Origin of the sequence: Serratia aquatilis (assembly GCF_044865145.1) — a bacterium.
In the GTDB taxonomy this organism is placed as follows: domain Bacteria; phylum Pseudomonadota; class Gammaproteobacteria; order Enterobacterales; family Enterobacteriaceae; genus Chania; species Chania aquatilis.
Genome location: NZ_CP173186.1, coordinates 3,860,131 through 3,871,715 on the forward strand (window position 1 = coordinate 3,860,131; position 11,585 = coordinate 3,871,715).

The 11,585-nt window shown below is 46.0% G+C and carries 11 protein-coding genes; all 11 read right to left on the minus strand.

What is annotated here, in order from left to right; translation table 11 throughout:
• Positions 1-1,761: 1,761 nt before the first annotated feature.
• The 11 genes from kch to hdeA all read right to left on the minus strand — a co-directional run bounded on the left by kch (position 1,762) and on the right by hdeA (position 11,166).
• Complete coding sequence (gene kch / locus SAQUA_RS17470) at positions 1,762-2,946, minus strand: voltage-gated potassium channel protein (protein ID WP_380674923.1); 1,185 nt, start codon at positions 2,944-2,946, stop codon at positions 1,762-1,764.
• A 155-nt stretch (positions 2,947-3,101) separates the two neighbouring features.
• Positions 3,102-4,160, minus strand: a complete 1,059-nt coding sequence (locus tag SAQUA_RS17475; RefSeq protein WP_380674921.1) for a HoxN/HupN/NixA family nickel/cobalt transporter — start codon at positions 4,158-4,160, stop codon at positions 3,102-3,104.
• Between the two features lie 36 nt (positions 4,161-4,196).
• Positions 4,197-5,192 (minus strand): urea transporter, encoded by a 996-nt coding sequence (gene yut / locus SAQUA_RS17480; RefSeq protein ID WP_380674919.1) that lies wholly within the window; start codon positions 5,190-5,192, stop codon positions 4,197-4,199.
• A gap of 93 nt (positions 5,193-5,285) precedes the next feature.
• Entirely contained in the window at positions 5,286-6,236 is a 951-nt protein-coding gene (locus tag SAQUA_RS17485; protein ID WP_380674917.1) for an urease accessory protein UreD, read from the minus strand.
• Positions 6,237-6,246: 10 nt separating this feature from the next.
• Entirely contained in the window at positions 6,247-6,873 is a 627-nt protein-coding gene (ureG, locus tag SAQUA_RS17490; protein WP_380674915.1) for an urease accessory protein UreG, read from the minus strand.
• Between the two features lie 16 nt (positions 6,874-6,889).
• Positions 6,890-7,591 (minus strand): urease accessory protein UreF, encoded by a 702-nt coding sequence (locus SAQUA_RS17495; protein WP_380674913.1) that lies wholly within the window; start codon positions 7,589-7,591, stop codon positions 6,890-6,892.
• On the minus strand, positions 7,575-8,195 hold the full coding sequence (gene ureE / locus SAQUA_RS17500) for an urease accessory protein UreE (protein WP_380674911.1): 621 nt from the start codon (positions 8,193-8,195) through the stop codon (positions 7,575-7,577). Before ureE ends, SAQUA_RS17495 begins: the two co-directional genes overlap by 17 nt.
• 36 nt (positions 8,196-8,231) lie before the next feature.
• Positions 8,232-9,950 carry an urease subunit alpha gene (locus SAQUA_RS17505; protein WP_380674909.1) on the minus strand — a complete coding sequence of 573 codons (1,719 nt, stop codon included), beginning with the start codon at positions 9,948-9,950 and terminating at the stop codon, positions 8,232-8,234.
• Positions 9,951-9,971: 21 nt separating this feature from the next.
• Entirely contained in the window at positions 9,972-10,403 is a 432-nt protein-coding gene (ureB, locus tag SAQUA_RS17510; RefSeq protein WP_380674907.1) for an urease subunit beta, read from the minus strand.
• Positions 10,404-10,439: 36 nt separating this feature from the next.
• Entirely contained in the window at positions 10,440-10,742 is a 303-nt protein-coding gene (locus tag SAQUA_RS17515; RefSeq protein WP_380674905.1) for an urease subunit gamma, read from the minus strand.
• A 106-nt stretch (positions 10,743-10,848) separates the two neighbouring features.
• Complete coding sequence (gene hdeA / locus SAQUA_RS17520) at positions 10,849-11,166, minus strand: acid-activated periplasmic chaperone HdeA (protein WP_380674903.1); 318 nt, start codon at positions 11,164-11,166, stop codon at positions 10,849-10,851.
• Between the last annotated feature and the right edge of the window lie 419 nt (positions 11,167-11,585).

Consider the following 11,585-nt stretch of genomic DNA (forward strand, 5'->3'; position numbering starts at 1 on the left):
TGGTATTTTCACTCGCCAGAGTTAATTACAAGAACCGTACTTCCCCCCATTAATAAATAGGTTTTATACTCGTCATACTTCAAGTTGCATGGGTGTTGGCTACGTCCGTTCACACCAGTCACATAGAGTTGTCTATGCTCCTGGCGACTCTCGGACTTGCCGCCTACATGCAACTCGAATTATTTAGAGTATATATAGAGCAATTGAAATCAATCAAAAATCCGATTTATTTGTTATTTAATGCCTACCTGCTTTTTGATGCTACTTGGGTATTGCCTTTGATAACCAGAATCGGCGAGTAATACACCTTCTGGTTATCATTATGAGGAAAATTACCCTCCCCCGTTCAACATGAGAATATTCTTGCATTCCGAACCCAAAGAAGAAATCGGCGGTACCTTATTCTAATGACATCATCTTCCTACATGTGTAGGAATGGTGATGATGAAAACGGCGGCGTGAAGAGGCTGCTGCACGTACAGTACTCCACGGCGCTTCTCGAACTCTGTGGGCAACAAAGTCTGTTGCTGACTGGTTTATCCCTCTGTTGCAGCCTAAGCGTATCCAGACGTAACCTGGGTATATACTCGTCATATTTGATAAACCAAAAGCCAATTTAATTATTGATATGTTCAAGAATAATACTAAGGATTGTTGTTAGCTAAAAACCGCCACTATACTCGAAGTGTTTAAAGTATACATAAAACTACTGTGACGAATAATCTAGTTTTGTTCTAACGCAGGGGAATTAAGAGCCTACTTTCACCAAGTAATAATCCATTACGTCCCTCTCCTTGAGCGCTAAAAATTGTTGCAAAAAAGATTGTTATTGAAAAGCAACTTTAAAATAAAAACTTAATTTCACCATAAAAAAACCCTAATCATTAACAAGACCAATCTTGCCATCTGTTTATCGGTCGCTAAACATCAATTTTCAGTTATTTATTCTAATTGACAATTTAAACTAAACCATTTTAATTTTAAATAAGATTTTTATTATAAAATAATCAACAGTAATACCGTAAAAAAATAACTATGTGTCACTATTATGTATGCAACACGATCATGCACAACCACTATACACTTCATACTTCAAGTTGCTTGGGTGTTGGCTGCGCCCTGTTGCCCCAGTCACATAGTGGGCTATGCTCCTGGGGTCTCCAGTGCATGCCGCCTACAAGCAACTCAAATTATTTTGTGTATATATAAAGAGCCATAAAAGCGAGATAAGGCCTGGGAATATTGATTTTCAGCATTCCAGCGACCCCTTACTGATGATTAAATAGCAATCTCATGTGAATAAATTTATAGAAAAATCCCATTAAATAATTCAATTAGTAAAAAATAGTATTACCATTACCTAAAATCAAACCAGCCAAAGAGCATAAAATGGCCGCCATTCCCCGTGATAGCTGGGATAGTGCAAAGTTAGCATTCGTCACTCGGTAGGCTGAAATAGCATCATTCAAGCATCTGCGTAAGTTGCCAGAGCTTTAGATTTAGGCGGGATTACGCTGAGATCGTCATTGAGCGACCTGATGCCAAAATTTTATATCGCTGATATGTCAGCGTTAACCAGGACGGCGTTAACTACCGCTTCAGGTCAACAATCTGGTCCAAACTTTTCGCTGCGGTTTAGCAAAGTGCATCGACGCCTGAAACCTTGAAATTCACTTTGCCACCGCCCTCGCTGCAAGTGCAGCGGGGGCGGTACGATGAGGGTAGAAGTTATGGTGCGAATAGCGGCGTGAGTAACAAAGATCACTGGCCCTTGCTATCCTCCTGCTCATGGCTGAAAAATGTATCAAGATTTAGATCTCGATTAATCACTTCCCCATTCAGAGAACGCACCAGCAGCTCACTGCCTAATAGCTGGAGTGAGAGAACCGCATCGGGTTTTACACGCTTTATCTTGCTCATATTCTGGCTTTCATTAACCAATGTGATCGTTTTGGTCTCTTCCCCACCGACTTCTTTGGCTGCCAATATAATAAAAGCGTTAACCGCATCGCTTTCGGTCAAGGCAACAATATATTTTGCCTTTTCAGCCCCTGCCAATGTTAACGTCGCCACGGAAGAGGGATCGCCTTCAACTACATCGGCGTGATCGGGAAAAAGTTGCTTGTTCCCCTGCTCGCAAACTATTGTGACGTTGCCGCCGCTTTCAGTCAGCCCTTTATAGACATTTTGTGCCAGTGAAGAGATACCAACAATAATATAGTGGTTTTTACGTGTCATATGGGAAAATCGCCCTTTCATAATGTGCTGAAGATTTTGACTGATTAGCGTGCCAGCAATAGAGGCGACCGAGGCGGCAAAGATGGTGATACCAAAGATAATCACCGTCAGCGTAAACATGCGCGCTAAGGTGGTATGTGGAATGATATCGCCGAAGCCGACGGTAGACATGCAGACAATGGCAAAATAGAACGCCGTGGGCAGGTCGGTTATCTTGGGAGTGAACTGTTCGCCAATGTATAGCGTCCCCAGCATGCTATAAACAATCAGCGAAGCCATACTGGCAACAGCAAAAAAGCTGGTGCTCCCCAGACTGTGGTGATCGAAACGACGCCAGAAGATGATCAGCGCGACGACAGTGACCAGCGAGTACCACACCAAGGCGGTAACTTGTTTGAAGATAAAGATATCGACGACGATGATGCAACTAAACAAAACCAATGAGAAAAACCAAGCTATACGGGTCCTCAAAAGCAAAATAACCGCCATAAAGATCAGCACTACGCCAATCATAAGACGGGGAATATCCATAGTATCGAGAAACCCCATCGCCTCGTGCCAAGACGTGACGCTATTCAACAAATCATGAGAGTGTTGCCACAACTGCCAAAGGATCGGGCTGAGTATCAAATACCCATTATGCGCAACCATTAACGCAATAATAAAAGTTACAGGTATGAGGCGTTCAATCTTTTTCAGAATTTTCATTAAACCCACCAGCTATCCACATCATCTCTAACCAAGTTACTTCAAGTTGCAGATAGGCAGCAACAGAGCGAGGCCCGCAGACAAACTGAGCAACGCAACCACCTGCAACTTGAAGGGCGATCAATAAACGCCATGCTGGATTGACACATGCCTCTTTAGCGGGTGACGCTCAGCTTATCGTACCCACGCACATAATAGTTAATTGCGGAAATTATCCAACATAGGATGAACATCCCGATGATCCAATAGCCCATTTCCCCCAGGTTCTCACTAATGTTATTGATAAATGTCCAAAATCCCCCGGTTAGATCCAGCTTCTCGGCAATGAGCCCGAGCGCTTCAATACCGCCAATAAACAGGGCAATCACGACAGAGGCTGCAGTAATAGTGATATTGTAATAAAGCTTGCGCACAGGTTTAGAAAATGCCCAACCATAGGCACCGATCATGACAAAGTTATCCAATGAGTCGATCAAAGCCATACCGGCAGCAAATAACACCGGGAATATCATAATGGCCCATAGATTCATCCCATTCGATGCGCTGGCAGCGGAGATGCCTAATACACCAATTTCAGTGGCTGTATCAAACCCTAGGCCAAACAAAAAACCGACCGGATACATATGCCAGCTCTTATTGACCATGTTGAATACACGGCGAAAAATTCTGGCTAAAAAGCCGCCATTATTGGTCACCAGTAAGTCCAGCTCCTCTGCATTATAGGTTCGTCCAGCCTTGACCTGTCTGAATTTCTTATACACAGAGACCAGTATGGCAAAATTGAGTAGACCAAAAAGCAGTAGAAAAACAGCCGAAACCATAGTGCCAATCAAGCCACCGGTCTCTTTGAAAAACGCCATGTTATCTTTGAAAGCCATGGTGGTGGCGACTATCGCCAATGTTGCCAGAATGACAATAGTAGAATGCCCCAAAGAGAAAAAGGTACCAACCGCAATGGGTGTTTTCCCTTGTTGCATCAATTTGCGGGTGACATTATCGATAGCGGCAATATGGTCAGCATCAACCGCATGGCGCAGCCCAAAACTATAGGCCAAAAAAGCCATTCCCATTAATACCGTGTTATCGCTGAACTCTACCAGAGCCCAAATCCAGGCAAATACGTTAACGGCGATTAATCCGCCTAATAGATAGAATGCACGGCGTTTAACCCCTTCCTCGCCAAGTAAGCCCCGTTTTTCATGGTTTATCGTCATTGTTCACTCCTTAATCTGGGTTAAGCGGATATTGTCTTATACCTGACGATGCGCTGGCATCACATCCTGGTTTGGTACCAGAAACAGCCAGGATGCCAAGACAAATGGCATGGTTAATGTCGGTATTCCTATCGGTAACATCAGCGCGTTCATTGCGCCTTGCACAAAAACGGTAAAAACGATGCCGACAAGCGTATAGGCTAGAATGCGCCAACTAGGTTTATTAAAGGTGGAACCTAATGCAATCGCTGTTAGTACTGCGCTGAAGGAATATAAACCGCTGGTGATATCGCTATTATCAGCACTCAATATTGACGCGGTTACCATCGCCAGTAATGAGCCTACCAAAGCGAAGACAGCAGCCCATAGTGAGCTCACCGCCAGACCGATAATAAATAAAACCCCTGCTATCACACTGCTGAATAGATAAACCTGAGAAATACCTTGAAATAACGCCGTGAACAGTGAGGCATTAAACAAAGTCTCTGCGGTTTCCACACTTACCGCTACTGGCAGTTTTGGTGTAGACAAGCCAGTACCGTGCAAGCCAGAAAACATGTAGCTACCCAGTAAAATGACCCAGGTCGTCAGTACAAAAGGGGCCGTCAGCGCCGCAATCTTCCATGTCTTTAATACGTCAGCGATGCAAACGGTAGCAATAACAGAAACAATACTGCCAAGAACGATACAACCCCAAACCAGTGGGGTCATGGCGAGAAACGTGGGTAACGCAACGCCAACCAGGCAACCGTTATACCCATAAAGCCCTGCCCGCCATGAGGTGCGGTCCGGTAAGCCCAGCCCGGTTAATGTCGCCACAACGGTTCCAAGCACGCAACCATATGCCGCTGCCGGATTACCTTCGCCATAAGCAGCCCAAAAAATGGCAATAAAAAATATCAAGCCAGTCAGCGGATTATTCTGAAACATCACCTGAGCACAACCGCGCAACGTCACATCGATAAAGCCGATTAAGGCATTTGATTGCGACATACGCTGCCATTGGGATGAAACCTCTGCTGGAGCATTCATAAGATAGACTCCTGATAATGTTTACTGAACCACGAGATATCAAATAACCGCCGTTAATTGGGGATGCTGACAGTGCTGGATAAAACCGGTAATTCACGTTTTCCAGAGAAATGGCGCAGGCAGCGAATATCCGGTCGTTACTTGCCGAACAATTTGCCAGAACTCGCGAATACATTGTTTTACTTTCGGGCTGTCGCAGGAAAGTGCCTTGAAAATCAGCCCGCAACCATTGGGAAGCCGGCTGACACCATGGCAAAGTTCTGAGCTATAAAATGAGGGAGACTGTTCTAGAATTTCGTCCTGAAACGTTTTATCTGTAATAACAATTACATTGCCATAGGTATCAAATGTTCCCATCACCCCAACCACATCTAGCGGGTGTTCTTTCGGTTCAAGCACCAGCTTTTCGGTAAATAGTGTTTCACCCTGTAAATTTTTCACCGTCATTCTGGAGGAATAGACATCAAAACCAAAACGCTCGTCATGGTGATGATACTTACGCCCAGACATCAGTATTTCCGAATAGATCACCGTTGCATTGTGGGCACACTCGATAACGGTTTCATTAATAAAGCGTGAGTTTCGATGGGGTATTACCGGGTCGGGCATAAACTCCAGATAAGCCCCCTCTTCAACATGGATGAACTGGGTTTGCGCCGCATAATTGCTATCCATGGAGTGGATCTTGGTTGCTGACTGGGTAGTAACATGCGCACTCGCGCCTTCTGCCACTTCAATTACCGAAGATAACCTGTCGCCCTGCAGAATACATCCCGACGTTGAAATGATGAGCACACAAGGCAAAAACGGCATTTCCTCGTCCCAGTAAAGTGCTTTCTGAACCAATAAAGGGACTTTGCGCTCCATTTCATGCAGCACACTCCTGTTCCCTTTTTTGGTAAATCTCAGCCGCAGATAGCCACTCTTACCCACAGCAGCACTGGCCATTTGCTGGGGTTCTTGCTGATACTGAGCCAGTTCTGTCGATAGCGTTCCCAGCGCGAGCGCAGCCAATTCAGCCGCTGATTTCTCATCTGTTAGCATATCGGTATCCTTACGCTTTAGAATATGTAAACAAGAAATCCTTCTCGATCATATCCACCAGCGCATCTACACCTTCGCCTGTTTTGCAATTGGTTAAAATATAAGGGCGTCCACTGCGGACAATTTGTGTATCGTGTTCCATAACGGCAAGACTGGCACCGACATACGGAGCCAGATCGATCTTGTTAATCACCAGAATATCGGCCTGGACCAATCCTGGCCCATTTTTGCGCGGGATTTTTTCACCTTCAGCCACGTCAATAACATAAATATAAAAGTCGGCCAGCGCTGGGCTGAAAGTGAGGGTTAAATTGTCGCCGCCACTCTCAATCATTATCAGGTCGCTGTCGGGATATTTCGCTTCCATCTCTTCAACCGCGGCGATATTCATACTGGGGTCTTCTCTTACTGCGGTATGTGGGCAAGCTCCGGTTTCCACCCCCAGGATCTTGTCTTCATCCAGGATCCCTTTCAAGGTTCTCTTGACCTGCTTGGCATCTTCCGTAGTCACTACGTCATTAGTAATAATCAGCGGCTTAAATCCGCGTTCAATAAGTTTGGGGGTAATCACTTCGATAATAGCGGTTTTCCCTGAGCCAACCGGGCCGCCTATGCCGATCCGAGTAATTTTTTTCATTTGAGTTCCCAGTCAATTAATTCATAAATAAGCGCACGTGTGCATCAACATGCACGGCGGCCAAAATATCAATGAGCGGCGTATAAGAGGCCATTTCACTGATGCTGGCATTTGCCGCCAGTTGACAAAAATGTGGTATGTCTTTATTCACTTCGAACAGAATGCGCTGACTGTCGAGGTGCGTGATCCTCATCAGCCTTTGCGCTGCGCTGAGAATGGTCATGGCGACACCGTACTGATGCATAACGATGGCTTCTTCTACGCTGATACCTTGTAGCCCCATCACCAGAGCCTGAGTTACGGGAAGCGTACCCGCCGTTTCCCCCGTCTTTATCTTCCCCAGCCACCAGCCAAGCTCTGGGGCTTCAAAGACATGCGAAGTCATTTCCGCCAGTTTTTTGCCCATTCGAGTGGTCATCGTACGAGACTCTTCATTGAGCTTGCGGTTAATAACTTCCCGGTCGATCGCCAGAATATCGTCATAACAGCCTTGCTTTAAGGCTCGGTGGGCGTGCGCAAGCCCGATAGCGTCGCAGTGCGCAGCCTGGTTTTGTGACGTTTTGACAAACGCTTGCAATGTCTCCACGTCCTTAACCAAGCCAACCTGAATTGCCGACTCAACCCCGCAGGAGAACGAGAATGCTCCGACGGGTAACATCGAATCACCAAATTGCAGCACTCTGGCGAGCCGAGCCAGCCCTTCAGTGTTTGTGCTCATGGTCTTTTCCATGATGGTGTTCATGATGTGAATGTGAGTGGTCATCGTGGACGTGCACGTGGACATGTGAATCTTCGGCTCCACCAAACAGCAAGCGCGATTCTGAAGGTGTGAGCAACGGCAAGACGGTGCTCCCCTCAACAAACTGATATTCCTCCGCATCATAACCATGGGTTTTCATCACCGAGTTCATCATTTTTACTTCCACGGTCAAAGGCACATACACCTTGCTACCTTTAATCACCGCCTTCCAATGCTGATTACCCAGCGCATGCCCAAGCTCGAAAACGTGTCTGATCGCCGCTTCAAAACCGGCCGTGGCGAATTTATCCAAATGGATCACCATCACGTCTCGAAGGTGTATTGTCACCGTTAACAGGTATTGCTTTTCTTCATCAAACAGCAGCACATCACCATCAGAAAGGCGCACATGGCGATCCAGCGCGAGGCCAATGTCTGCCCCCTGTTCGCTCTTTTTGCGGCAACGGCTCTTTTGTGCTTCCCACTGTTCCAACACTAAAACATCATGCTTAAAACCGGCGGCCTTACTTGCCCAATGCGGCTCGGTTTTGATATTTCCGATGATATTTTCAATCAGGATCATGTCACTCACCTCCTATTGATGCTGTAAACGCCGTGCTCAACCAAAGAAGAACTTCTGGTTCATAACCGCACTCTTGATGGGCTCACAGGTTGCGTGCTTGCCATCGACTTTCACGGCAAAGGTTTCTGGATCGACGTCAATATGCGGTGTTTCAGAATTACGAACCATGTCGTGTTTGGTGATAGAGCGGCAGTTATTGATCGCGACGACCTGGCGTTCCAACTGGGCTTTCTCTTTAACACCGTCATCCAATGCCGCCCGTGACACAAAGGTCACGCAGGTGTCCTGCAGGGTTTTCCCCATTGCACCATACATTGGCCGGTAGAATACCGGTTCAGGGGTAGGTAAAGAGGCGTTAGGATCGCCCATCAATGCCCAGTTAATCATGCCGCCTTTGATGATCATCTTGGGTTTAGCGCCGAAGAAGCGAGGGTCCCACAACACCAAATCTGCCATTTTGCCCACTTCGACTGAGCCGATCACGTGACTCACGCCTTGAGCTATGGCCGGATTGATGGTCAATTTGGCCACATAGCGCAGTACCCGGAAGTTATCATTGCCGTCGCTATCTTCAGGCAATTTGCCACGAGCGGCCTTCATGGCATGTGCGGTCTGGACCAGACGTAACCAGTTTTCCCCCACTCGCCCCATCGCCTGCGAGTCACTGGAGAACATGGAGATCACGCCCATATCGTGCAACACGTTTTCCGCCGCGATGGTTTCCGGGCGCACACGGCTTTCAGCAAAAGAGACGTCGGCTGCCACGTTGGGGTTAAGGTTATGGCATACCATGATCATATCGAAGAGTTCTGCCTGGCTATTAATGCCAAAAGGCAGTGTCGGATTAGTCGAGCTTGGCAAGACGTTAATCTGACTCGCCACTTTGATAATATCCGGCGCATGGCCACCGCCAGCCCCTTCAGTATGGAAGGTGTGGATAGTCCTGCCTTCAAATGCTTCAATGGTATTTTCAACATAACCGGCTTCATTAAGGCTATCGGTATGTACCGAAACCTGAATGTCCATCTCGTCAGCGATGCGCAGTGCATAACGCAGGGAATTTGGCGTGGCCCCCCAGTCTTCATGCACTTTCAGCCCACAAACACCGGCGACGATCTGTTCTGCCAGCGGCTCCCTACTGAAGGAGTTGCCTTTGCCCAGTAGGCCGATATTGACCGGGATCCCTTCAAAAGCCCGTAACATGGCCCGGATGTTCCACGGACCAGGTGTGACCGTGGTGCCATTGCTACCGTCTGTTGGCCCAATGCCTCCGCCAAAAAAGGTGGCGACGCCGTTAGACAGTGCAGCATACGCCTGTTGCGGCGAAATAAGGTGAATATGGGTATCGATACCCGCAGCGGTGAGGATCAGGTGTTCGCCAGAAATCGCGTCGGTACTGACACCTACAATCATATTCGAGGTTACACCGTCCATGGTGTCTGGATTACCGCTCTTACCAATACCGACGATCAGGCCATTTTTGATGCCCACATCGGCCTTAACCACGCCCAGTTTGGCATCCAAAATAGTGGCATTGGTGATCACCAGGTCGAGCACGCCGTTATCACGTGTTAGCGTATTATTGGCCCCCATGCCGTCACGTAATGATTTACCACCACCGTAAACCGACTCTTCACCATACCCCCTGAGATCTTTTTCTATTTCGATGTATAAGTCAGAATCTCCCAGGCGGATCTTGTCTCCGACCGTTGGTCCAAACAGGCTGGCATACTCTTTTCTGGAAATTGTAGGCATTGTCTTCTCCAAAACGCTGAATCATTTATCAGAGGATTTAAAACCGCGTTTGATGGCATTCTGTAAAACATCATCCGGTACCTTACCGGTACTTTGACCACCACCAGCACTTCCCACCCAACCATCAACCAAATTGTTAAACCCATAGATGGTCTGTTTGCCGCCGAAAGGCACTAATTCAACCGACGTTTCATCGCCTGGTTCAAAACGGATCGCCGTAGTAGACGTAATATTCAAACGTTTACCAAAGGCTTGGCTTCGCTCAAATTCCAGCAGCTTATTGACTTCGAAAAAGTGGAAGTGCGATCCAACCTGGATTGGCCGATCGCCGGTATTTTTGACTTTGATTTTGGTGACGGGTTTGTTGGTATTGAAAGTGATGGGTGTATCGGCAAGAACGTAACCGCCAATAGCAACTTGCACATCGTCGGTTTTATTCAACTTCTTCTTCATAGCGATATCCTCGGCGCCGGGGCGGATTTTAGTCACTCACTGGATAGGATCGTGAACGGTTACCAACCGGCTGCCATCGGTAAAAATAGCTTCAACCTGAACATGCGGGATCAAATCGGCAACACCGTCCATGACATCATCTTTGGTTAATACCGAACGGGCTTCTTTCATAACTTCTTCAAGGGTTTTCCCCTCTCGAGCACCTTCCATCGCCGTTGCGGTAATAATGGAAACGGCCTCAGGATGATTAAGTTTCAGACCTTTATTTTTTCTTTTGGTCGCGAGATCTGCCAAGGTATAAACCATCAGCTTCTCTATTTCTCTCGGGGTTAATAGCATGACTCCTCCGTCTGCATACAGAATTGAATCTGTCAGGTTCAAGTCTCTCTTAATCTGGGGAACAGCATCCTGTTTACGCATCCCCAGATTTGTCAAAATTTAAAGGCTACATATCTTTTTTAATGTCCTTCCATGCAGCCTCTAGTTCTGTTAAGAATTTTGACTGCGGATCTTTTTTACAAACTTCTATTAATATTGGCGTTATCTTTTCGAGCCCATCAACATCAAGTACTGAATCCTCCGCTTGTCCTTTCTTATTCAGTGCCTCTGCAAAACCAATCGCCGTTGGTCGGTAACTTTCATCTAATGATAGAAAGTCCTCACAGGTCCACATTGCAACTGGCTTTGAATTTTCAGCCGCCAGAGTGCTGGATGAGAGTGTTAACAAACAAGCCGCACCAAGCGTTACTAACTGTTTTTTCATATAAAAAACCTCTTTAAAGTCTAATAAAAAATATTATTAAACGAGAAGTTAACAGCTGATTAAATTGTGTATAAATTGCCTAGAGGTGCAGATAAATATACAGATCCACCTTTACCTCAAAGCACTATCAGTGTAGGTAAGTTTTCTGGAGAGTGACAAATTTTTTCCCATAAATTTATATCATCACTATGTTAAATATAGTATTTTTCAAATCAACCAACAATAACAATGTACCTAATTAACTCAAACAAATTTAAATAACCTATTGATTACATTAATAAAACAAAAAAAAGAATTAATCACAACCTATTAAACCCCCAAACATAAAAACGAAACACTTTAAAATAAGAAGTTTCTTATAAAAATACATTAATCACTCGAATAAATAACAAATTAAAGTTTCTAATCCAGTGAAAGGA

Bases quoted from the DNA above. Each gene is read 5' to 3' on its own strand.
- SAQUA_RS17495 (WP_380674913.1), bottom strand. From the start codon at position 7,591: ATGAGCACAAACACTGAAGGGCTGGCTCGGCTCGCCAGAGTGCTGCAA.
- SAQUA_RS17515 (WP_380674905.1), bottom strand. From the start codon at position 10,742: ATGCTATTAACCCCGAGAGAAATAGAGAAGCTGATGGTTTATACCTTG.
- hdeA (WP_380674903.1), bottom strand. From the start codon at position 11,166: ATGAAAAAACAGTTAGTAACGCTTGGTGCGGCTTGTTTGTTAACACTC.
- SAQUA_RS17505 (WP_380674909.1), bottom strand. From the start codon at position 9,950: ATGCCTACAATTTCCAGAAAAGAGTATGCCAGCCTGTTTGGACCAACG.
- kch (WP_380674923.1), bottom strand. From the start codon at position 2,946: ATGAAAATTCTGAAAAAGATTGAACGCCTCATACCTGTAACTTTTATT.
- ureB (WP_380674907.1), bottom strand. From the start codon at position 10,403: ATGAAGAAGAAGTTGAATAAAACCGACGATGTGCAAGTTGCTATTGGC.
- SAQUA_RS17475 (WP_380674921.1), bottom strand. From the start codon at position 4,160: ATGACGATAAACCATGAAAAACGGGGCTTACTTGGCGAGGAAGGGGTT.
- SAQUA_RS17485 (WP_380674917.1), bottom strand. From the start codon at position 6,236: ATGCTAACAGATGAGAAATCAGCGGCTGAATTGGCTGCGCTCGCGCTG.
- ureG (WP_380674915.1), bottom strand. From the start codon at position 6,873: ATGAAAAAAATTACTCGGATCGGCATAGGCGGCCCGGTTGGCTCAGGG.
- ureE (WP_380674911.1), bottom strand. From the start codon at position 8,195: ATGATCCTGATTGAAAATATCATCGGAAATATCAAAACCGAGCCGCAT.
- yut (WP_380674919.1), bottom strand. From the start codon at position 5,192: ATGAATGCTCCAGCAGAGGTTTCATCCCAATGGCAGCGTATGTCGCAA.